Below are 24207 nucleotides of genomic sequence, written 5' to 3'. Positions count from 1 at the left end.
TGGCGAAGCACGCGGTCAGCAGCCCGGCGTTGCGCTGGGTGCTGTGCGGCGCCAGTTCTCGCGAACGTTGCATCACCAGTTGCATGCAGGCCAGGAACGGCATGCCGCACAACACCACCCCCAGCGCCAGGCCATAACCGCTGCCCAACAAGCACGCAAAGACTCCCAGCGCCTGCAGCCACAGCGTTGCGGTGAGCCAGTGTCGCGTGGTGTTCGGATCGTGACGACGCAGACTCACCAGCAGCACGCCAATCGCTGCGCCGAGGCCGAAGCACGGCCAGAACAGATCGGCCTGCCATTGCCCGTGAAACTGCGCGTTGGCCATTTGCGAAAGAAACGTGGCGGGGATGATGTAACCCACGCCATACAACGCATACACCGCCGCCAGACGCGGGATGCCGCGATTCGAATGGCTGACATTGAGCGTGGCGACCGGCGTGTGCACACCCGGTTGCGGCAGGATTCGCACGATGGCGAGCAACATCACCAGCGCCACGGCGGCATAGATCAGCCACAGCGTGGCGGAAGTCTGGTTCAGCAGATGTGAGAACAGTGCCAGCAACCCGGTCAGAAAAATCCCCAGCCCCGGACCGGCGAATACCAGCGCCCCCAAGCGTGGCCGACCCGCTGCCGCTGCCAGTGGCTGACTCAGCGCGGTAATCATCACCAGCACCCAGGCACTCGCCACGCCGGTGCCGAAGCGCAACAGCAAATGCGCCCAGAAACCGTTGGCCCAGAACGACGCCAGGGTCAGCAGCACGCATAGCCACAAACCACCATACAACCGGCGCTGCACTTGCGGTGGACGATGGGCGAACATCGCATCCACCGCGCCCAGCAGGTAGCCGAGGTAGTTGGCTGCGGCAATCAGACCGGCGGCGGTCAGGCCAATCTGGCCCTCGCTGAGCAGGTGCGGCATTTGCGGGGTGAGGGCGAAACGCCCGATGCCCATGGCCATCATCAGGGCGACGAAGCAGGCGGATAAGCGAATCAGTGGCGACATGGTCGGGATTCCTTTGAAGGAGCAATGACCGTCAGGCTAGAACCGTTTGACTTTCTTTAAAATTGAATAATAGTGAGCAACTTGTTCTGTTATGGAGAAGGCTCGTGGAGTTCAGCCAATTGCGGATCTTTCAGGCAGTCGCCGAGGAGGGTTCGATCACCCGCGCTGCAGAACGCCTGCACCGGGTGCCGTCCAACCTGTCGACCCGGCTCAAGCAGCTGGAAGAGCAATTGGGTGTCGAACTTTTCGTTCGTGAGCGTCAGCGTTTGCAGTTATCGCCTGCGGGAAAAGTCCTGCTGGACTACACCGGCAAGCTATTCGCCCTGCGTGATCAGGCCAGTGCGGCAGTGATGGGCGGGCAACCGGCGGGGGATTTTGTGCTCGGTACGTTGTACAGCACCGCGGCAATCCATTTGCCGGCCTTGCTCGCGCGCTATCACAAGCAATACCCGGCGGTGAATCTGCAGGTGCAGTCCGGGCCCAGCGGCGAGTTGCTCGAAGGTCTGGTCTCCGGGCGCCTCGATGCGGCGCTGGTGGACGGCCCGCCGCAACTGGCGGGCATTGACGGGGTGCCGCTGTGCGACGAGCGTCTGGTGCTGATCAGCGAAGCCGATCACCCACCGATCCGCAGCGCCAAGGAGGTCGAGGGCAGGGCGGTGTTTACCTTCCGTCATGGCTGCGCCTATCGCGCACGGCTGGAGGCGTGGTTCGTCCACTATCAGGCGGCGATGGGCCGGGCGATGGAGATCGAGTCCTATCAGGGCATGCTGGCTTGTGTGATTGCCGGCAGCGGTGTGGCATTGATGTCGGAGTCGATGCTGGCCAGTCTGCCGGGGCGCGAAAGCGTTGCAGTGCACCCGCTGGCCGAGCCGTTCGCCAGTGCGACAACGTGGCTCATGTGGCGCAAGGGCATGGTCGGGGCCAACCTCAATGCCTGGATTGAACAGCAGCAAGCGCTCTATCCCGTGGCTGCGAACGAAACCCGGCAAACGGCGTGAACCAACCGATCCGAATTCTGTTCAATTCAGTAACAGATCATTGCGGATTTGGCCGAGCATTGCGTAGGACTTCGGACTATTATCAGTGCGAAGCGGCCTCAGAATTCCGGTCGCTCAGCACTACCCTGAAGGGGGCATGACGATGAAAGAGAAAATTCAGAACTGGCTGCACGATTTGGGTGTTGCCCTCGGCTTGATCGAACCGCCTCTGCAACCCGTACCGATCCGCACCGATGACGAACAGCGCCGGCGTCAGCCTCGCCGGCGGTAGTGCCTGATTAACGATCAAAAGATCGCAGCCTGCGGCAGCTCCTACAGAGAAAAGTGTAGGAGCTGCCACAGGCTGCGATCTTTTGCTTTCAGTGTCGCCCGATCTCCAGCAGAAACCGGCTCAAGTCATTCGCAGTCTTCGCGGTCTTGAGCATGTGATCCTCTTCGGCAGTGAATGCCGTCAGTCCGAATTCATCTTCCAGATGGAAGATCAGATCTTCGATATCCGCTTTCTCCAGCCCCAGTTGCACCAGACTGGTGTTGTCGTTGAAGTCGCGATTTTCCAGCAGGCGCTTGATAAACCGGTGCACGGCGGCACGCACGGCAGCTCTTCTCATGGCAGACAGTTTCGTTGTTGTTTTGACTGATTACAGCAGGCCTCAAGCGTGTCGGCGCAGCCATTCGTCAATCATCGAACGCAAATGCGCGCCGGAGAAACTGCCGAAATGCCCGCCATGCACGGTGCGGATCGGCAACGCCTGCAAGCGCCGCAAACTGGTGGCGTAATCCTCCAGATTGGAGTGGTAGGCGTCTTCGATCAACGGCCCGTCGTAGATGATGTCACCGCTGAACAGGGTTTCGGTGGCCGCCTCATACAGGCTGATCCCGCCCGGCGAATGCCCCGGCGTGTGCAGCACCTGCAAAGTCCGATTGCCCAGATCCAGCATGTCGCCATCCTCGACAAACCCGGTGGCCGGCGCTGCCTTGACCCGATATTCGGCGTAGCACAGCGGGCAGTCCGGGTGCGCCTCGAACATGTCGTCGCCGACGAAGGCCCGGCTCAGGTCGTTCTCACCGTCCGGCGCGGCGAGGATGTCGGCCTCGGCGCGATGCACCAGGCGTTCGGCGAATTCGTGATGTCCGGCGATGTGGTCAAAGTGGCAGTGGCTGGCGACCGCCACCAGCGGCCGTTCGGTAATCCACGGCAACTGCTCGCGCAGGCTGACCAGCCCCGAACCGCTGTCGAGCAGCAGATCCTTGTCGCGGCCCTGGATGTGCCAGAGGTTGCAGCGGTAGAACGGGCGGATGTACGGCTCGTGGATCAACCGAATGCCATCGCTCAGATTCTGAACTTCAAACCACTGATCGCGAGATACGATCTTCATATTCACTTTTCTCCAGACGAAAAAAACGGGTGTGGCAACCGACGCCACACCCGTCGAAGAAAGCATCAAGTCGTTACATCAGAGCTTAGATCGCGCTCGCCACCGTTGCCGGGCGAGGGGAGACCAGGCTGACCACCACAAAACTCACCAGACCTACCGCGAGGCTGTAGTAGATCGGGGTGTTGGCGTCCAGACCGTCCTTGAACATGAACAGCAGGGCGGTGGCGAAACCCAGGCCCATGCTGGCGATGGCGCCGGCGGTGGTCGCGCGTTTCCAGAAGATCGCGCCGATCAGCGGAATCAGCATGCCGCCCACCAACAGGTTGTAGGCCAGGGTCAGGGCGCTGATCACGTCATTCACCACCAGCGCGATGCCCAGTACCACGACACCGGTGAGCAGGGTGAACAGGCGGTTGATCGCCAGGCTCGACTGTTTGCCGCCGCGCAGTTTCGGCAGCAGGTCTTCAGTCAGGGTGGTGGCCGCTGCCAGCAGGCCGGCGCTGGCGGTGGACATCATCGCCGCCAGTGCCGCAGCGATCACCAGACCACGGATGCCGTCCGGCAGCGACAGTTTGACGATGGCGGCGAAGGCGTTGTTGACGTTGTCCAGATCCGGGATCAGCACGTGAGCGGCCATGCCGATCAGCGCGCAGGCCAGACCGTAGAGAATGCAGTAGATTCCGGCGATGCTGCCGGCGTACTGGGCGACTTTGGCGGTCTTGACGGTGAACACCCGTTGCCAGATGTCCTGACCGATCAGGATGCCGAAGAAGTAGATCATGAAGTAGGTGATGATTGTGTCCCAGCCGATGGTGGTGAAGTTGAACGCCGCTGCCGGCAGCTTCAGCACCAGTTCGTCCCAGCCGCCGACGCGGTACAGGCAGATCGGCAACAGGATGAACATCAGGCCCACGGTCTTGATGATGAACTGCACGATGTCGGTCAGGGTCAGCGACCACATGCCACCGATCGCCGAGTAGATCACCACCACGCCACCGCCGAGCAATACCGAGATCCAGAACGGCAGACCGAACAGCACTTGCAGCACGGTGCCGATCGCCAGGATCGAGGTCACGCCGATCATCAGCGCATAGGCCAGCATGATCGCCGCGCTCGCCGAGCGGGCCATCGGGTTGTAGCGTTTCTCCAGCACCTGGGTAACGGTGTAGATCTTCAGTTTCAGCAGCGGTTTGGCGAGGAACAGGTTCAGCGCGACGATGCCGCAACCCAGTGCCGCGCATAACCAGAAGCCGGAGATGCCATGCACGTAACCCAGACGCACGGTGCCGACAGTGGACGCGCCACCGAGTACGGTCGCGGCCATGGTGCCCATGTACAGGCTCGGGCCCAGGTTACGCCCGGCGACCAGAAAGTCCTCGTTGGTCTTGGCCTTGCGCATGCCGTAGTAGCCGAGCAAAAGCATGCCGGCGGCGTAGATGAGGACGACGAATAAATCCAAAGCCATGATGGCGTGTCTCCGATTGTCTTTTTTATGGTGAAACAAATTTGGTTCGGTGTACTGCCCTTTGTGGGAGCGGGCTTGCTCGCGAATGCTTTGGGTCAGTCACATCAATGTTGGATGTGCCGCCGTCTTCGCGAGCAAGCCCGCTCCCACAGGGTGTAACTGCGTCAGGCGGCCTGACGCAGTTCAGGTTTTACTGCCGCTTCACGCCGGGCATCCTTTGGCCCAAACACCTCCCGCGGTTCCGGGAACAGGCTCAGCAGTGTCAGGTACACCACCGACGCCAGGCCCAGGGTCACCGGCAGGCTGATATCGATGCCGCCGGCCATCTCGCCCAGCGGGCCGACGAACTGCCCCGGCAGGTTGACGAAGCACAGGCCGACCGCCGCGCTCGGGATCCATGCGCCCAGGCCGCGCCAGTTCCAGCCGTGATTGAACCAGTAGCGTCCGCCTTGCTCGCCGCGAGTGAACACTTGCAGATCATCCGGGCAGTAGAAGCCGCGACGCACCAGCAGGCCGATGATCATGATCACCATCCATGGGGTGGTGCAGGTGATGATCAGCACGGCGAAGGTCGACACGCTCTGCACCAGGTTCGCCGCAAAGCGCCCGATGAAGATGAAGGCAATCGACAGCACGCCGATCAGCAACGTGGCTTTCACACGTGACAGCACCCGTGGGAACACGCTGGACATGTCCAGCCCGGTGCCATACAGCGAGGTGGTGCCGGTGGACATGCCGCCGATCACCGCGATCAGGCACACCGGCAGGAAGAACCAGCTCGGCGATACCGCCAGCAGACCGCCCACATAGTTGTTCGCCGCGATGTAGTCCGGCGCCTTGATCGCGACGATGGTCGCGGTGGTCAGGCCGAACAGGAACGGGATGAACGTGGCGATCTGCGACAGCACCACAGCGGCCATGATCCGCTGCTTGGAGGTGTCACGTGGGATGTAGCGCGACCAGTCGCCGAGGAACGCACCGAAGGAAATCGGGTTGCTCATCGCCACCAGCGCCGCGCCGATGAACGCCGCCCAGAAGCCCGGTTGCCCGAGGTTCACCGTGCCGGCGTAGTTCACATCGAAAGGACCGGCGAAGGCGAAGATGCCCAGCAGGAACAACAGGCTGGCGCTCCACACCGCGATCTTGTTCACCCACAGCAGAAAGCGGAAGCCGTAGATGCACACGGTCAGCACCAGAATCGCGAACAGACCGTAGGCCAGGCCCAGGGTCAGGTCGGTTTCCGGCAGACCGATCAGGCGTTTCGCCCCACCGATCAACGCATCCCCCGAACTCCACACCGAGAGCGAGAAAAACGCGATGGCGGTCAACAGCGACAGAAACGAGCCGACGATCCGCCCGTGCACACCGAAGTGGGCACCCGAGGACACGGCATTGTTGGTGCCGTTGAGCGGGCCGAACAGGCCCATCGGCGCGAGGATCAGCGAGCCGAGCAGCACGCCCAGCACAATTGCCCAGACGCCGGCCTGAAACGACAGGCCGAACAGCACCGGGAAACTGCCGAGCACGGCGGTGGCAAAGGTATTTGAACCACCGAAGATCATCCGGAACAAGTCCGTCGGGCCTGCGGTGCGTTCGTGGTCCGGGATCTGTTCGACCCCGTGGGTTTCAATTTGCGTAAGGCTTTGGTCGTTATCTTTGTTGTTGTTATTCATGATCTGCTCCGATCATAAAGGCGCGCTCATCGTGCGTGAGCGTCACCTGTCTTGGCTAAGGGGATGGCAGCCCTTCCGGCATTGCGGATAAATGTTCGTGGCAGGCCAGCCAATGGCCTTGTTGTTCTAGGCTCGACGCTTGTTTGCGGAAAACAATCGTCTCGCGCTCCTGGCTGAAATGTTGCTCCCCTTGCATGCGCAGCTCGGTGGCCACGTCATGGATAAACACCGCCACGTCACCCTGCAGGCTGACGAAGGCGTTGCTCGAAGTGCACGACAGCACTTCAAAGCCATCCTCGGCGCGCCAGCTGTCCCACAAGGCCTGATAGGCATCGCGCGACAGCAACGGCTGTTCGAGGGTGTAAAACACGAAACTCGCATCGGCGCTGAACGCGCCGAAATAAGCTTCGCGATCATTGCGAGCGAAGGCGGACACCAGATCGGCAGCCGCTTTCAACACCTGATCACGTTCGTTCATGGCCGAACCCTCAGCGGTGGACCACGCCCGGCAGTACGCAGAGCATTTCGTACAGCAGGTTCGCGGCCAGCAGCGAGGTGTTGCCGGTGGTGTCATAAGCGGGCGAGACTTCTACCAGATCGCAGCCGATCAGGTCGAGGCCCTGGCAGCCGCGAACGATTTCAATCGCCTGAATGGTCGTCAGACCACCGATTTCCGGGGTGCCGGTGCCCGGCGCCCAGGCCGGGTCGATACCGTCGATGTCGAAACTCAGGTACACCGGGCCGCCACCGACTTTCTCACGCACTTCAGCCATCAGCGGCGCCAGCGACTTGTGCCAGCACTCTTCGGCCTGCACCACACGGAAACCCTGATCGCGGCTCCAGTTGAAGTCGTCAGCGGTGTAACCCTGCGCGCGCAGACCAATTTGCACCACGCGGTCGCAGTCCAGAAGACCTTCTTCGACGGCGCGACGGAAGGTCGTGCCGTGGGCGATCTTCTCGCCGAACATGTGATCGTTGACGTCAGCGTGGGCATCGATGTGCACCAGACCGACCTTGCCGTGCTTTTTATGGATGGCACGCAGGATCGGCAGGGTGATGGTGTGGTCGCCACCCAGGGTCATCGGGATCACGTTGTGCTCGAGGATGTTGTCGTAGGCTTCCTCGATGATGCGCACGGCGTCGAGCAGGTTGAAGGTGTTGATCGCCACGTCACCGATGTCGGCGACCGACAGCGAGTCGAACGGCGCGGCGCCGGTGGCCATGTTGTACGGGCGGATCATCACCGATTCGGTGCGGATGTCGCGCGGCCCGAAACGGGTGCCCGGGCGCAGCGAAGTACCGATGTCCAGGGGCACGCCAACGAAGGCAGCGTCCAGGCCGGCAGCGGTCGGTACATGGGGGAGTCGGAGCATGGTGGCGATGCCGCCGAAGCGCGGCATTTCGTTGCCGCCCAGTGGTTGGTGAAGAATCTTGTCCACGGGTAGGGCCTCATCGTCTTTGTTTTATTTATGTCGGCGCACCGTTCAGCACAGGTTCGGACGCCGCTGTGGGGCCGATTCTGCGAAATGTAGTGCGTCGGAAGAATCGCTACGGGCAAAAACTTAGTTCAGATTTTTCTAAACTAATGCCGAGGGCCGGGATAGACTTCTTGCGAAGTGAAACACCCCTGTAGGAGCTGCCGAAGGCTGCGATCTTTTGATTTTCGGCGCCTTCAAGGCTGCCAGAAATCAAGATCAAAAGATCGCAGCCTGCGGCAGCTCCTACAGGGATCGGCGAGTTCAAATGGTTTGTGGAGTACCTGATGGCCAACGCTTTACCCGACCTGAAACTATTGCGCATCTTCGTCAGCGTGGTCCGCCATCAGGGCTTCGCCAACGCGCAACAGGAACTCAACCTGTCGACCTCGGCGATCAGCACTTACATGAGCCAGCTCGAAGCCGCGCTCGGCCTGGTGCTGTGCCATCGCGGGCGGGGCGGGTTCAGTCTGACCAGCAAGGGTGAGCTGTTCCATCAGGAAACCCTGCGCCTGCTCGCCGAACTCGAAGGTTTCGAGCAATACGCCGCGGCGCTCAAGGGCGAACTGCGCGGCACGCTCAACCTCGGGGTGATCGACTCCACGGTCAGCGACAAGGCCTTGCCGTTCGCCGAAGCCATCGGCGCCTACAGCCAGGAACACCCGGCGGTGCATTTGCATCTGTCGGTGATGAGCCCCTACGAACTGCAACTCGGTGTGCAGGACAACCGTCTCGACTTGGCGATCGGCGCGTTTTCCACGCGCATGAGCGGTCTGGTGTACATGCCGCTGTACCGCGAGCAGCACTGGCTGTATTGCAGCAGCCGGCACCCGCTGTTCAACGAGCGGCGGATCCCCGAGCAGGTCATCACCCAGCAACGCATGGTCGGCCGTGGTTACTGGAGCCAGGCAGAGCTGGCGCGCCATGGTTTCAAGCACAGCGCGGCGACTGTGGAAAGTATGGAGGCGCAACTGATTCTGGTGCTGTCCGGCGCCTACATCGGTTACCTGCCGGAGCACTACGCCCAGGCCTGGGCCGACAAGGGCGACTTGCGCGTGTTGCTGCCGGCGACCTTCGGTTATCAGGCGCCGTTTTCGATGATCATGCGTCGTGGCCGCAGCCGCGAGCCGCTGATCCAGACTTTCCGTGATTTGCTCAAAGCACAGCTCAATCAGGCATAAGAACCATGTCCAGACCGCAATGCCCGCGCTGCCTGCGCCCACAAACCCACTGCCTGTGCCCGCTGATCCCCAGCCTCGACAGCCGCACCCGCGTTCTGCTGTTGCAGCATCCGAGCGAGGTCAATCACGCGCTCAACACCGCGCGACTGGCGGCGCTGGGTTTGACCAATGCCGAGCTGATTGTGGGGGAGGTGTTCGAGGATTTGCCGGCGTTGTTGAACCGACCCGGTTATCAGGCGCGGTTGCTGTTTCCCGCTGACGATGCGCAGCCGATGCAGGCTTACCGCGAATCCGATGAGCCGCTGCTGTTGGTGGTGCCGGATGGCACCTGGCGCAAGGCGCGCAAGATGCTCCATCTCAATCCGTTGTTGGCGGCATTGCCGCGGGTGACGCTGGCCGCGGGCGGGGTGTCGCGCTATCGGTTGCGCAAGGCGCCGGGGCCGGGGGCGTTGTCGACGATTGAGGCGATTGTGCAGGCGCTGGAAACCCTCGAAGCGCCGACGACGTTTGCGCCGTTGTTGAAGCCGTTCGAGGCGTTGATCGAGGGGCAGATTGCAGCGATGGGGGCGGAGGTTTTTCAGCGTAATCATGGCGACAGATAAGTGTTGGCAGTACTGGCCTCATCGCTGGCAAGCCAGCTCCCACAGGTTCTGAGGTGTTCGCAGATTTTGTGTGCGACACGGACACTGTGGGAGCTGGCTTGCCAGCGATGAGGCCAGCCAATTCACCACAAAATCCAGACATTTCTACCGCTCCCGCATCGCCTCAGTCCGCGCTTTCAGCACCGGTTTAAGCAGATAATCCAGCACACTTTTCTCCCCGGTAATGATGTCCACCGTCGCCACCATCCCCGGGATGATCAGCAGCGGTTTCACATCGCCGCCCAAGTGGTTTTTATCGGTGCGCACCTGAATCAGGTAGAAGCTGTTGCCCTTGTCATCGGTGATGGTGTCGGCGCCGATCAGCTCCAGTTTTGCGCTCAGTCCGCCGTAGATCGTGTAGTCGTAGGCGCTGAACTTGACCATGGCCTTCTGGCCCGGATGGAGGAACGCGACGTCTTGCGGACGGACCTTGGCTTCGATCAGCAGGTTGTCTTCCAGCGGCACGATTTCCACCATGTCGCTGCCCGGCTGCACCACGCCGCCGATGGTGTTGACCTTGAGTTGCTTGATCACCCCGTGCACCGGTGAGGTCACGGTGGTGCGGCTGACGCGGTCGTCGATGGCGATGCTCGACGCGGTGATTTTCGACAGGTCGGTGCGTTTCTGATTGAGGTCCTTGGCGGCGTCGGAACGGAAGGTCTGTTCCGATTCGTCGATCTTGCTCTTGATCTCGTTGATCGCCGATTCCGCTCTTGGGATCGCCAGGGTCGTTGCATTCAGCGAACCGCGAATCTCCACCGCGCTGCGCTTGAGCCGCAGGATCTCCACTGGCGATACCGCGCCAGTACCGACCAGTGGCGCCGACATGTTCATCTCTTGTTGCAGCAGCGCCAGGCTGGAGCTGTACTGGCCTTGCTTGGAGCGGAACTCCGCCAGCTCCTGAGTCTTCTGCCGCAGCTGTTCAGTGAGGGTGCGTTGTTCGCTGGCCAGTCGCCGTTGGCGCTGGTCGTACAGGGCGCGTTCGTCTTCGGCGACCTGTGGCGCCTTGGCGATCACCTCGTCAGACAGTTTGAACGGACGGCCCTCGGCTTCGGCGGAAAGGCGTTCGACTTGCGCGGTCAGGGCGTAACGATCGGCCTCACTCTCACCCTTGTTCGACAGAAACCGCGTGTCATCCAGGCGCAGCAGTTTGTCGCCCTTGTTCACCATTTGCCCTTCACGCACGAAGATCTCGGTGACGATCCCGCCCTCAAGGTTCTGGATCACCTGGACCTTGCTCGAGGGAATCGCCTTGCCTTCGCCCATGGTCACTTCTTCGAGCACGGCGAACTTGGCCCAGACCAGCGCACTGATCAACAGCGCTGCCGCCAGCCACACGGTGATCCGCGACCAGCGCGGCGAATCCTGCAATGCCGCGCCGGCGGTTTCCGGCATGAACTCGGCTTCGGCGCTTTTGCCGAAACTGTCGAAGTAGCCGCGTGATTTGCTATCTGAAGATGCAGACATGGGGCGATACCCCTCAGTTAAGAAACATCAAACCGCACAACCCATGCGTCGCCCGGAACACATACTTGTGGTGAGGGGATTTATCCCCGATAGGGTGCGAAGCGCCCTCAGTGTCTTTGGGGCTGCTGCGCAGCCCATCGGGGATAAATCCCCTCGCCACAGGTTTTGTGAGTGCCATAAGTTATGTGCACGCATCTAAACCGCCGCCGAGCCGACCCGGCCCTTGCGCAGTGCATCGATGACCGCTTCTTTCGGGCCGTCGGCGACGACCCGGCCGTTGTCCAGTACCAGCAACCGGTCCACCAGACTCAGCATCGAGGTGCGGTGGGTGACCAGCAGCAGCGTCTTGCCTTGCACCCAGCCGTGCAGCTTCTGGCGCAGCAGGTCTTCGCTGCTGTTGTCCATGGCGCTGGTGGGTTCGTCGAGCAGCATGATCGGTGGGTCGAGCAGCAATGCCCGGGCCAGCAACACCGCTTGGCGCTGGCCGCCAGAAAGTAATTGGCCGCGCTCGCCCACTGGCCGGTCGAACCCTTGCGGATGCTGCCGCGCCAGCTCGGTGACGCCCGTCAGCTCGGCGACTTCGAGCATGCGCGAATCGCTGATGTAGCGGGCGCCCAGGGTCAGGTTGTCGCGCAGGCTGCCGGCCAAAAGCGGCAGGTCGTGGGCGACGTAACCGATCTGCTGGCGCAGGTCGGCGACATCCAGTTGTCGCAGGTCGAGGCCGTCGAGCAGCAACTGGCCCTCCTCGGGTTCATAGAAGCCCATCACCAGCCGCGCCAAGGTGCTTTTGCCCGAACCGCTGCGGCCGATGATGCCGATCCGCTCGCCGGGTTTCATGCTGAAGCTGATGTTGCTCAGCGCTGGCGCGTTCTGGCCGTTGTAGTGGAAGGTCACGCCACTGACGTCCAGCGCACCTTGCAGTTGCGTGCGTTCCAGTGGCCGCTGCTTGCCGTCGCGCTCCTGGGGCAGGCCCATCAGCGCGTCGGTGCTTTTCATGGTCAGTTGCGCTTGCTGGTAGCGGGTGATCAGCCCGGCAATCTGTCCCAATGGCGCGAGCACCCGGCTGCCGAGCATGTAGCTGGCGACCAGCGCACCGACGCTGAGGTTGCCGGCGATGATGCTGTAGACCCCGGCGACAATCGTCGCCATCCCGGAGAACTGCTGGATGAACAGCGTGCCGTTGGTCGCCAGCGCCGAGAGGTTGCGCGCGTGGCTGTCGAGGCGGGTGAGGGCGCCGTGGGTGCTTTCCCATCTGTGCTGGCGCTCGCTTTCGGCGCTGCAGGCCTTGAGGGTTTCCAGGCCGCCGAGGGTTTCGATCAGCAGCGCCTGGCGTTCGGCACCCAGGCTCAGGCTCTTCTGCACGGTGTCGCGCAGGCGCACCTGAATCGCCAGGGCAAAAATGATCGTGATCGGAAACGCCAGCAGCGGAATCACCACCAGCCAGCCGCCGAGCAGGCCGATCACCACCAGCATCAACACCACAAAGGGAAGGTCGATCAGGCTGGTCAGGGTAACGGCAGTGAGGAATTCGCGCAGGCCCTGAAAGTCATGAATGCTCTGGGCGAAACCGCCGATGGTTGCCGGCCGCGCTTTCATCGACATGCCGGTGATGCGTTCAAATAAAGTCGCGGAAAGGATCACATCGGTTTTCTTGCCGGCGGTGTCCAGCAGGTGCGCGCGCACCACCCGCAGCACCAGTTCGAAACCGGTGCCGATCAGCAGGCCGATCGCCAACACCCACAGGGTCGAGGTGGCCTGATTCGGCACCACGCGGTCGTAGGTCTGCATGACGAACAGCGGCACCATCAGGCCCAGCAGGTTGATCAGGAAACTGGCAAGAATTGCATCGCTGTACAGCCATTTCGACAGCTTCAGCGTGTCGCGAAACCAGGCGTGGACTCGTGGCACCAGCGGTGAACGCAGGTCTTCGAGTTCGTGGCGCGGACGGGCAAACAAGGCCTGGCCGCTGTAGTGTTCGGCGAGTTCTTCGCGCTCGACCCACTGCTCGCCGCCATCGGCTTCGCTGGGCAGTATCAGCGCCTTGCCGTCATCGGCGAACCGTCGCAGCACGGCGGTACGACCGTCCTTGAGCAGCAACAGGATCGGCAGGTTCAGCGGTGAGATGTCTTTCAGTTCACGCCGTAACAGACGCGCCTGCAAACCGGCCCGGGCTGCAGCGCGGGGCAGCAGGTCCAGGCTCAGGCGTTGCTTGTTCAAGGGCAGCCCGGCACTCAGGCTGGCGCGGCTGACCGTCGCGCCGTGGAGTTTGCAGAGGATCAACAGACCGTCGAGCAACGGGTCATCGAAGCTCAGCCGCGGATCGATCCCGGTGTGTCCGCCTTCGGCCATGCTGGTCATATTGATCGCTCCCGTGAAACGGTGGCACGAGGTATGAGGCATCCCCCCTGTAGGAGCTGCCGAAGGCTGCGATCTTTTGATTTTGCTTTTGCAGATCAAGATCAAAAGATCGCAGCCTTCGGCAGCTCCTACAGGGGTTACTTCATTTCAGCTCGGGCAGGCGTGCTTCGTTTTTGACTTCGGTCGCGGCGATTGCATCGGCCGGCAGCACCACCCGTTGCTTGCTCAGCAACTGGCCCATGTTCGCCAGCACGCGGTACATCGAATATTCCTCGGTGTAGCGGATTTCGGTGTAGCGGCGGTTGGCGTTGTAGAGCTCGTTTTCACTGTCGAGCAAGTCGAGCAGGGTGCGTTGGCCAAGACCGAACTGATCCTGATACGCCGCGCGCACACGCTTGGTGGTCTCGGCGTATTCGCGGGCGGTCGGGGTCTGCTTGTTCGCGTTGACCATGGCGTTCCAGGCCAGGTGAATGTTCTCGTTCAACTGGCGCAGGGCGTTGTTGCGGATGTCCATCGCCTGGTTGATCTGGTGCGCATCGGACGCCAGACGGGCCTTGTCGCTGCCGCCACGGAACAGGTTGTAGTTCATGATCACGCCCACGCGCCATTCGTTGTCGTGGCCTTCATCGCCTTGCACGTTGTTGTTTGCACCCACCGCCGCTTCGGCGTCGAAACGCGGGTAGAACGGCGACTTGGCGACTTCGTACTGGCTCTCGGCCGACTGCACGTCCGCTTGTGCGGATTTCAGGTACGGGTTGTTCTCGACCATGCTCTGCTGGGCTTCCGGCAGGCTGGTGGGGATTTCGCCGCGAGTCGACGGTGGTGCTTCCAGTTCATCGGGCATGCGCCCGACCACGGAATAGAAGTTCGATTCGGCGTCGGCCAGATCGACCTCGGCGGTGTCGAGGTTGTTTTGCGCCAGCGCCTTACGGGCCACCGATTGATCGGAGTCGGCGGTGCTGCCGATGCCGCGCTGGGTGCGCAGGCCGATCTGGTCATTCACGCGCAAGTGCGCTTGCAGGTTGTTCCTGGCCAAAGTCACCAGTTCACGGCGCTTGAGCACTTCGAGGTAAACCTCGATGGTACGCAGGGCCAGATCCTGAGCGGTGCCCTGTGCGTAGTAGGCGCGCGAGTTGGACACGCCCTTGGTGCGTTCGACCTCGTTGGCGGTGTTGAAGCCGTCGAAGATCATCTGCCGCAGGCGCAGCTCCGACTGGGTGTAATTGAGGATTTCGGTGTGGTGATTACCGAAAGCCCGGGTATTGGTGTTGTCGCTGTAGCCGCGCCCGTAGGCGGCATTCAAATCGACGGACGGATAGAAGCCACCCTTGGCCACTTTCACCTGCTCATCGGCGGACAGTTTGGCGTCCACGCGCGAAGCGAGGTCCGGGTGGGTGGCGATGGTGCTTTGAATCGCTTCGGTCAGGTTCATGGCCTGGGCTTGGGAAGTGCAAGCCATGGCCAGCAAAACCGCGCTGCAGAGGGGGGTTAAAACGCGCATGGGGTGCATCTCCCTGGTCCTGATGGTGCGTTACTGTCGCCAAATATTTGACGATAATTTGAGGTGTAAGCGTTTCACTCTTGTAACAACAGAGCTAAGAACATCCTGAAGCGTAGCTAAGAAAAAATTTTCATAAGGCTTATGCCGAAAAAAACTTATGCGCTTGGCGAAAACCGGCACATTGTTCAGAGCGAAAGCCTTTGTTTCATGCGCTTTAGGGAGCACAAAAAGGCTTGAGGAAAGTTCCACTCACTTTGCGACATACGGCGAAGTACTGCTGAAGGGGAGGGACGCGTAGCGGCAAACGAGCGACAGATTTTTGTCACTCAGGTGATTCACCACCGTTACGTAGCGTTAGTGGGTTTGCTGCATTGATCAGGATCCTGAAGTGCTTGAAAGCACTGAAGTTTCCTTGTTTGCGCAACCTGCGAAACGAACTGTCGAGGTGCGAGCGTCACCCCGGCAACCCGCTTGAGCCATGGGCTGCTTCGCGAACCAGTGCCGACGGTGGTCGGCAGCGGAGGAATTTCACATGGCAACGCTCATCGGGATCGTCACTAAAGTCATTGGTCAGGTTTTTGCGCAGGGCACCGACGGCACGCGCCGCGCCCTGGTCGAGGGCGACCGCTTGTTTGCCGGCGATCAAGTGATCACCGGGGCAGAAGGTGCCGTCGCCATTCATCTGCAAAATGGTCACGAGTTGACACTGGGCCGCGACAGCAGCATGACCCTGTCCGGGCAACTGCTGGCCAATCAGGCCGTACATGTCGATTCCCCTGAAGCACTGACGCCCAGCGAAGCACAACTGACTGACGTCGAGCAGATTCAGAAAGCCATCGCTGCCGGCGAAGACCCGACCAAAGCGGCAGAAGCCACCGCCGCCGGCCCTAACGCACCGGGCGGCGCGCCAGGTGAACTGGGCGGCGGCCACAGTTTTGTACTGCTGACTGAAGTCGGTGGGCGAGTGGATCCGGTGATCGGCTTCCCGACTGCCGGTTTCAACGGTATTCCCGAGTTTCCCGAAGAGCGGCATAACGCAGTCATCGACAATGGCGACAACACGCCGATCGTGCCACCGCCAATCAACAATCCAGTGACGCTCAGTGGCCTCGCGGTGCCGGGGGGCGAATTGACCCTCAACGAAGCCAACCTGCCTGCCGGCTCCTCGGCCAACCCCGACGCGCTGACTCAAAGCGGCAGCTTCACGGTGTCGGCACCGGACGGTCTGAGCAGCCTGAACATCGGCGGTATCAACGTGATCAGCGGTGGTGTGGCGGCCGGTTTCCCGCAGTCGATCACCACACAACTGGGCAACACCCTGACCATCACCGGCTACAACGCCGCGACCGGGGTCGTCAGCTATAGCTACACCCTCAACGGCAACGACGCCCATCCGGCCGGTGACGGCGCCAACAGCCTCAGCGAACATTTCACGGTGACTGCAGGCGACAGCAATGGCGACAGCGCCACCGGCTCGCTCGACGTCAACATCATCGACGACGTGCCCAAAGCAGCGAATGACAGCAACACCAACACCGCTTCGGAAACCCTGCTGACCCTCACCGGCAATGTCCTGACCAACGACGTGCAAGGCGCCGACCGTGTACCCACCGGGCCCGTCACTGCCGGTACTTTCACCGGAACTTTCGGCACGTTGGTGTTGAATGCCGATGGCACGTACACCTACACCCTGAACACCAGCGACGCAGACTTCAAAGCGCTGCACGGTGGCGGCAATGGCACCGAGACGTTTACCTACACCATTACCGATTCGGACGGCGATACCAGCACTGCGAATCTGGTTTTGCAGATCCACAACAACGACGATCCGGTGCTGATCAATGGTTTGAACGTCGAGGGTGGCGAGCTGACGGTTTACGAGAAAAACCTCGGCACTGGCAGCGAGCCTGACTCAACCGCGTTGACCCAGAGCGGCACGTTCACCATTACCGCGCTGGACGGCGTTACCACGCTGACCGTCGGCGGTATTGCCGTGGTCACCAACGGTGTCGCCGCAGGCTTCCCGCAATCGGTGACTACACCGTTGGGCAGCACGCTGACCATCACCGGTTTCAACGCAGCAACCGGCGTGGTGAGCTACAGCTACACCCTCGATCACAATGACGCGCATCCGGCTGGCAATGGGGCCAATACCTTGCCTGAGCAATTTGCCGTAACGGTGGTGGACGACAACGGCACGACTGCCAATGCGACCCTCGACGTCAATGTGGTCGATGACCTGCCCAAGACAGTCGATGACAACAACACCGGCACCGCGTCAGAAACCAACCTCACGCTGACTGGCAACGTCCTGACCAACGACGTACAAGGCGCCGACCGCGTAACCACCGGCCCGGTCACCGCCGGTACTTTCACCGGCACCTACGGCACGCTGGAACTGCACACTGACGGCACTTACACCTACACGCTCAACCCGAACGACGCAGACTTCAAAAACCTGCACGGCGGCGGTAATGGCACCGAGACGTTTACCTACACCATCACTGATTCGGACGGTGATACCAGCACCGCCAACCTCGTTTTGCAGATCCACAACAACGACGATCCGGTGGTCATCAGCGGCCTGGACGTCAACGGCGGCGAACTCACCGTTTACGAGAAAAACCTCAGCACCGGCAGCGCTCCTGATGCCAACGCACTGACCCAAAGCGGCACCTTCACCATCACCGCGCTGGACGGCGTTACCACGCTGACCGTCGGCGGCATTGCCGTGGTCACCAACGGTGTGGCCGCAGGCTTCCCGCAGTCGGTGACTACACCGCTGGGCAGCACGCTCACCATCACCGGTTTCAACGCAGCAACCGGCGTGGTGAGCTACAGCTACACCCTCGATCACAACGATGCGCATCCGACTGCCAATGGCGCCAACAACCTGCCCGAGCAGTTCGCCGTCACCGTAGTCGATGACAACGGCACTACCGCCAACGCCACCCTCGACGTCAACATCATCGACGACCTGCCAAAAGCGGTGAACGACAGCAACGCCAGCACCGCGTCGGAAACCAATCTGACTCTGACCGGCAACGTCCTGACCAACGACGTACAAGGCGCCGACCGCGTACCGACCGGCCCGGTTACCGCCGGTACGTTCAACGGTACTTACGGCACCCTGGAACTGCACACCGACGGCACCTACACCTACACGCTCAACCCGACCGACGCAGACTTCAAAAACCTGCACGGCGGCGGTAACGGCACCGAGAATTTCACTTACACCATCACCGATTCCGACGGCGATACCAGCACCGCGAATCTCGTTTTGCAGATCCACAACAACGACGATCCGGTAGTCATCAGCGGCCTGGATGTGAACGGCGGCGAACTCACTGTCTACGAGAAAAACCTCAGCGACGGCAGCGCCCCGGACTCTACCGCGCTGACCCAAAGCGGCACCTTCATCATCACCGCTTTGGACGGCGTCACCACGCTGACCGTCGGCGGCATTGCCGTAGTCACCAACGGTGTCGCCGCAGGCTTCCCGCAATCGGTCACCACACCGCTGGGCAGCACGCTGACCATCACCGGGTTCAACGCGACCACCGGTGTCGTCAGCTACAGCTACACCCTGGTCGACAACGAGGCCCACCCAACCGCCAACGGCGCCAACAACCTGCCCGAGCAGTTCGCCGTCACCGTAGTGGACGACAACGGCACCACTGCCAACGCCACCCTCGACGTCAACATCATCGACGACCTGCCAAAAGCGCTGAACGACAGCAACGCCACCACCGCGTCGGAAAGCCAGTTGACCCTGACCGGCAATGTCCTGACCAACGACGTACAAGGCGCCGACCGCGTACCGACCGGCCCGGTTACCGCCGGTACGTTCAACGGTACTTACGGCACCCTGGAACTGCACACTGACGGCACTTACACCTACACGCTCAATACCAACGACGCCGACTTCAAAAACCTGCACGGCGGCGGCAATGGCACCGAGAATTTCACCTACACCATCACCGATTCGGACGGCGATACCAGCACCGCCAACCTCGTTCTGCAGATCCACAACAACGACGATCCGGTGACCCTCAACGGTCTCGACGTGAATGGTGGCGAACTCACCGTCTACGAGAAAAACCTCAGCGACGGCACCAGTCCCGATGCATCGGCGCTGACCCAGAGCGGCACCTTCACGGTAACGGCCCTCGACGGCTTGCAAACCCTGACCGTGGGCGGCATCAACGTCGTCACCGGTGGTGTCGCCGCAGGCTTCCCGCAATCGGTCGTCACGCCGTTGGGCAGCACGCTGACGATCACCGGCTACAACCCGGCGACCGGTGTGGTCAGCTACAGCTACACCCTGGTCGACAACGAAACCCATCCGAACGGCAACGGCGCCAACAGCATCACCGAGAACTTCAATGTGGTGGCAACTGACACCGATGGCAGCACCGCCAGCGGCCAGATCAACGTCAACATCATCGATGACCTGCCCAGTGCCCATCCTGATGCGGCATCGGTGGCGGAGGGCGGTACCGTCAGCGGCAACGTGCTCGACAATGACATCGGCGGCGCCGACGGCCCGGCCGTGACTGGCGCGGTGGTCGGTGTGCGAGCCGGCTCCGACACCTCGACCTCGGCCATCGGCGGCCTCAACAGCAACATCAATGGCACTTACGGTTACCTGACGCTGGACGCCAATGGCAACGCGGTCTATCACAGCAACCCCAATGCCGTGAACGGCCCCGGTGCGGTGGATGTGTTCACCTACACCGTGCGCGATTCCGATGGCGATGAAAGCACCACCACCATCACCATCGATGTCGCCAACAGCAAGTTGTATGCGACCAGCGATACCGACGTCACTGTCTACGAAAAAGCCCTCGACCTGACCAAGGACGGCGCCGATCTGGCCCCGGGTACGGTCATCGGCAGCGATCCGACCAGCACCGGCGAAACCGCGTCCGGCACGCTGGTCGGTTCGGTCACCGGTGCGGTCGGCGCCATCAGCTATGCGCTGGTCGGCAGTGCCACCGGCAACTACGGGCAGATCGTCCTCAACCCCAACGGCACTTACACCTACACCCTGACCTCGCCCGCGACCACCACGCCGCATGCCGACGATGGTGCCAACACCCTGACTGAAACCTTCACCTATCAGGCCACCGATTCGCTGGGCAATGTGGTCACCAGCACCATCGTCGTCAGCATCGTCGATGACGTGCCCAAAGCGATGAACGACAGTAACGCCACCAGCGCCTCGGAAACCCAGCTGACCCTGACCGGCAACGTGCTGAGCAACGACGTGCAGGGCGCGGACGTGGTCGCCACCGGACCGAACGCCGGGCCGATCACCGCCGGTACGTTCACCGGGACTTACGGCACGCTGGTGCTCAACGCCAACGGCACTTACACCTACACGCTCAACCCGGCTGACGCCGATTTCAAGGCACTGCATGGCGGTGGAAACGGCACCGAGACATTCACCTACACGCTCACCGATGCCGATGGTGATACCAGCACCGCCAACCTGGTGCTGAACATCCACAACAATGACGATCCGGTGGTGCTCAACGGCCTCGACGTCAATGGCGGCGAACTCACCGTCTACGAGAAAAATCTCAGTGACGGCACCAGCCCTGGTACCCCGGCGCTGACCCAGAGCGGTACGTTCACCGTCACGGCCCTGGATGGCCTGCAAACCCTCACTGTCGGTGGCATTGCCGTTGTGACCAACGGGGTCGCCGCAGGCTTCCCGCAATCCGTCGTGTCGCCGCTGGGCAGCACGTTCACCGTCACCGGCTACAACCCGGCGACCGGCGTGGTCAGCTACAGCTACACCCTGGTGGACAACGAAAACCACCCGACTGGTAACGGCGCCAACAGCCTCACCGAAAACTTCAATGTGGTCGCGACGGACACCGATGGCAGCACCGCCAGTGGCCAGATCAACGTCAACATCATCGATGACCTGCCGACCGCCAAGGCCGACACCGGCTCGGTGGCGGAGGGCGGCACGGTCAATATCAGCGTGCTCGGCAACGACGTCACCGGCGCCGATGGCGCAGCAGCGGGCGGCGCAGTGGTCGGCGTGCGTGCCGGCAGCAATACCGCGACTTCAGCCATCGGCGGTCTCAACAGCAACATCAATGGCACCTACGGCTACCTGACCCTCGACGCGGCGGGCAACGCCATTTACCACAGCAACCCGAACTCGGTGAGCCCGCCGGGCGCCACCGACACCTTCACCTACACCATCCGCGACGGTGACGGCGACGAAAGCACCACCACCATCACCATCAATGTCGCCGACAGCAAACTGGTGGCGTCGGTGGATCAGGACGTGACGGTCTACGAAAAAGCCCTCGACCTGACCAAGGACGGCCAGGACCTGGCCCCTGGCACGGTCACCGGTAGCGACCCGACCAACACCGGCGAAACCGCCACCGGTACGCTGGTCGGCGCGGTCACCGGCGGCAGCGGGGCGATCACCTACACCCTGGTCGGCAGCGCCACCGGCACTTACGGGCAGATTCAGCTCAACGCCGACGGCACCTACACTTACACCCTGACCTCGGCGCCGAAAACCACGCCGAACGCCAACGACGGCGCCAACACCCTGAGCGAAAGCTTCACCTACAAAGCCACCGATGCACTGGGTAACAGCACCACCAGCACGATCGTGGTCAACATCGTCGATGATGTGCCCAAAGCCGTGGCGTCGGATCGCTCGGTGGCGGCGGTGGAGATCGACTCCAACCTGCTGATCGTCCTCGATATCTCCGGCAGTATGGCCGACGCCTCCGGTGTGCCAGGGCTGTCGCGGCTGGCGCTGGCCAAGCAGGCCATCAGTGCCTTGCTCGACAAGTACGATGACCTCGGCGATGTGAAGGTGCAGCTCGTCACCTTCAGCAGTAATGCCACTGACCGGACTTCGGTGTGGGTGGATGTGGCAACGGCCAAGTCCATACTCGCCGGCCTCACCGCGGGTGGCGGTACCAACTACGACGCTGCCGTGGCGGTGATGCAGACCGCTTTCAATACCTCGGGCAAGCTCACCGGGGCGCAGAACGTCGGCTACTTCTTCTCCGACGGCAAGCCCAACGAAGGCGACATCAACGCCGCTGACGAAGCCGCGCTGAAGAACTTCCTCGATGCCAACAACATCAAGAACTACGCGATCGGTCTGGGCAGCGGCGTGAGCAACGCCAACCTCGATCCGCTGGCCTATGACGGCATCAGCCACACCAACACCAACGCAGTGGTGGTCACCGACCTCAATCAGCTCAACTCGGTGCTCTCGGGTACCGTCGAAGGTGCGCCGGTCACCGGCTCGCTGCTGGGCGAGGGCGGCACGTTCGGTGCCGATGGCGGTTTCATCAAATCCATCGTGGTCGACGGCACCACCTACACCTATGACCCGCGCGCCAACAGCGGCCAGGGTTCGTTGACCGCATCCGGCGGCACCAACCACGGCACGTTCAACACCGTGAACAACACGATCAGCATCGCCACCAACAACAGCGGCACGCTGGTGATCAACCTCGACACCGGCGACTACAGCTACACCTCGCAGAAAACCACGACCACGGTGATCACCGAAAACATCGGTTTCACCCTCAGCGACAATGACGGCGACCTCGCCAGCTCGACGCTGACCGTGAAAGTGATCCCCAACTCGCCACCGGTGGCGACGGACGACCACGTCATTACCAACGTGCTGTCGAGCAACATCACCGTGCCGGGCGAACTGTTGCTGGCCAACGACACCGATCCGGACGGCGACACGCTCAACGCTTCGCCGACCAGCTTCAACACCGGTTGGGTGGCCAAGGGCGCGGATTTCACCGGTACCGGCGCGATCAACTTCGCCGGCACCGGCAACACCGCCGCCAACCAGAACCTGGCCGACGTGCGCAACGCGTTCGCCGCCAACACCGCCGCGATGACCGCCGTGCTGGTGGTCAGCGGTTACCTCGGCGCGGTGACCAACGCCAATGCCAACGATGAAGACCTGATCACCGTCAAACTGAAACAGGGCGAGACGCTGAACCTGGATCACAACCTCGCGGCCGGGCACGTCACGATGGAGTACTCGGTCAATGGCGGCGCGTTCGTCAGCATCGCCGATGGCGGCACCATCACCGCCGGCGCCGATGGCACGTACCAGATCCACGTGACCAACATCAGCAACACCAGCGGCAGCAATCCGACGGCAGCGGAAAACTATCAACTGACCATGACGGTCAACTACGCTGGTGCCCATGACGTGACGCCGGACTTCAACGGCACTTACACCGCCAATGACAACCATGGCGGCAGCGACACCGCCAACGTCAGCATCACCTATCAGGATGGCCACACCCTCACCGGCACTGCCGGGGATGACATTCTGGTGGCGGGCACCGGCAACAACATCCTCAATGGCGGCGACGGCAATGACGTACTGACCGCCGGTTCCGGCAACAACGAGATGCACGGCGGTGCGGGCAACGACTTGCTCTACAGCGGCCCGGGCAACGACATTCTCGACGGCGGCACCGGCATCGACACGGTCAGCTATGCCCACGCCACCGCCGGGGTTACGGTCAACCTGGGCCTGCTCGGTGCGCAGAACACCATTGGCGCTGGCACCGACACGATCAGCAATATCGAGAACCTGGTCGGCTCGAACTTCAACGACACCCTGACCGGCGACAACAATAACAACGTGATCAACGGCGGCCTGGGCAACGACATCCTCAACGGTGGCGGTGGCGATGACCTGCTGATCGGCGGCATGGGCAACAACACCCTGACTGGCGGGCCGGGTGCCGATACCTTCCAGTATCTGAAGGGCAACAGCGGCCACGACACCATCACCGATTTCACTCCCGGCACCGACAAGCTCGATCTGTCGCAACTGCTGCAAGGTGAAAACGGCACCACCGCGTCGCTGGACGACTACCTGCACTTCACCGTCACCGGCAGCGGCGCTTCTGTCCTTACCAGCATCGATGTCAGCGCACTGGCCGGCGCCACGCCGAACCAGACCATCGACCTGGCCGGCGTCAACCTCGCCAGCCACTACGGCGTGACACCGGGGGCGGGCGGCGTGGTTGCGGG

15 protein-coding genes are annotated in these 24207 nt (G+C 61.8%); 5 read left to right on the top strand and 10 right to left on the bottom strand.

Annotated elements, in window-relative coordinates; all coding sequences use genetic code 11:
• Positions 1-1003 (bottom strand): MFS transporter (locus DBR18_RS04270; RefSeq protein ID WP_256588532.1); only part of this gene is annotated, 1003 nt, incomplete at its 3' end.
• A 104-nt stretch (positions 1004-1107) separates the two neighbouring features.
• On the opposite strand from DBR18_RS04270, the gene DBR18_RS04265 reads away from it, so the two are divergent.
• Complete coding sequence (locus DBR18_RS04265) at positions 1108-2001, top strand: LysR family transcriptional regulator (protein ID WP_108589373.1); 894 nt, start codon at positions 1108-1110, stop codon at positions 1999-2001.
• A 142-nt stretch (positions 2002-2143) separates the two neighbouring features.
• Positions 2144-2272, top strand: coding sequence for a PA1414 family protein (locus DBR18_RS28705; protein WP_003184145.1), 129 nt, complete (start codon positions 2144-2146; stop codon positions 2270-2272).
• A gap of 88 nt (positions 2273-2360) precedes the next feature.
• On the opposite strand, the gene DBR18_RS04260 is transcribed toward DBR18_RS28705, so the two are convergent.
• The 6 genes from DBR18_RS04260 to speB all read right to left on the bottom strand — a co-directional run bounded on the left by DBR18_RS04260 (position 2361) and on the right by speB (position 7954).
• Positions 2361-2609 (bottom strand): hypothetical protein, encoded by a 249-nt coding sequence (locus DBR18_RS04260; RefSeq protein ID WP_007962561.1) that lies wholly within the window; start codon positions 2607-2609, stop codon positions 2361-2363.
• A gap of 42 nt (positions 2610-2651) precedes the next feature.
• A complete protein-coding gene (locus DBR18_RS04255; RefSeq protein ID WP_108589372.1) occupies positions 2652-3377 on the bottom strand; it encodes an MBL fold metallo-hydrolase in 726 nt (241 codons plus the stop codon).
• Positions 3378-3462: 85 nt separating this feature from the next.
• On the bottom strand, positions 3463-4842 hold the full coding sequence (locus tag DBR18_RS04250) for a sodium:solute symporter (protein ID WP_047598203.1): 1380 nt from the start codon (positions 4840-4842) through the stop codon (positions 3463-3465).
• Between the two features lie 164 nt (positions 4843-5006).
• Positions 5007-6515 (bottom strand): cytosine permease, encoded by a 1509-nt coding sequence (locus DBR18_RS04245; protein ID WP_108589371.1) that lies wholly within the window; start codon positions 6513-6515, stop codon positions 5007-5009.
• A 55-nt stretch (positions 6516-6570) separates the two neighbouring features.
• Entirely contained in the window at positions 6571-6993 is a 423-nt protein-coding gene (locus tag DBR18_RS04240) for a nuclear transport factor 2 family protein (RefSeq protein WP_047292404.1), read from the bottom strand.
• A 10-nt stretch (positions 6994-7003) separates the two neighbouring features.
• Positions 7004-7954: an agmatinase gene (gene speB / locus DBR18_RS04235; RefSeq protein ID WP_003222717.1), complete on the bottom strand. Its 951-nt coding sequence runs from the start codon at positions 7952-7954 to the stop codon at positions 7004-7006.
• 323 nt (positions 7955-8277) lie between these two features.
• Between speB and DBR18_RS04225 the strand changes: the two genes are divergently transcribed.
• Together DBR18_RS04225 and DBR18_RS04220 are read left to right on the top strand one after the other, a co-directional pair.
• Positions 8278-9171, top strand: a complete 894-nt coding sequence (locus DBR18_RS04225) for a LysR family transcriptional regulator (RefSeq protein ID WP_007956593.1) — start codon at positions 8278-8280, stop codon at positions 9169-9171.
• Positions 9172-9176: 5 nt separating this feature from the next.
• Positions 9177-9773, top strand: a complete 597-nt coding sequence (locus tag DBR18_RS04220; protein ID WP_108589369.1) for a tRNA-uridine aminocarboxypropyltransferase — start codon at positions 9177-9179, stop codon at positions 9771-9773.
• 144 nt (positions 9774-9917) lie between these two features.
• On the opposite strand, the gene DBR18_RS04215 is transcribed toward DBR18_RS04220, so the two are convergent.
• The 3 genes from DBR18_RS04215 to DBR18_RS04200 form a co-directional block, all read right to left on the bottom strand.
• Positions 9918-11279 (bottom strand): HlyD family type I secretion periplasmic adaptor subunit, encoded by a 1362-nt coding sequence (locus tag DBR18_RS04215; protein WP_007962568.1) that lies wholly within the window; start codon positions 11277-11279, stop codon positions 9918-9920.
• 195 nt (positions 11280-11474) lie between these two features.
• Positions 11475-13637, bottom strand: a complete 2163-nt coding sequence (locus DBR18_RS04210) for a type I secretion system permease/ATPase (protein WP_108589368.1) — start codon at positions 13635-13637, stop codon at positions 11475-11477.
• Positions 13638-13779: 142 nt separating this feature from the next.
• A complete protein-coding gene (locus DBR18_RS04200) occupies positions 13780-15138 on the bottom strand; it encodes a TolC family outer membrane protein (protein WP_108589367.1) in 1359 nt (452 codons plus the stop codon).
• A 532-nt stretch (positions 15139-15670) separates the two neighbouring features.
• Here DBR18_RS04200 and DBR18_RS04195 point away from each other — a divergent pair.
• The coding region (locus DBR18_RS04195; RefSeq protein WP_108589366.1) for a retention module-containing protein at positions 15671-24207 on the top strand (8537 nt) is incomplete at its 3' end.

The organism is Pseudomonas sp. HMWF021, from assembly GCF_003061005.1.
Taxonomy (GTDB): domain Bacteria; phylum Pseudomonadota; class Gammaproteobacteria; order Pseudomonadales; family Pseudomonadaceae; genus Aquipseudomonas.
The sequence above is the reverse complement of the archived record's forward strand: the minus strand, read 5'-3'. Positions and strand labels throughout refer to the sequence as shown.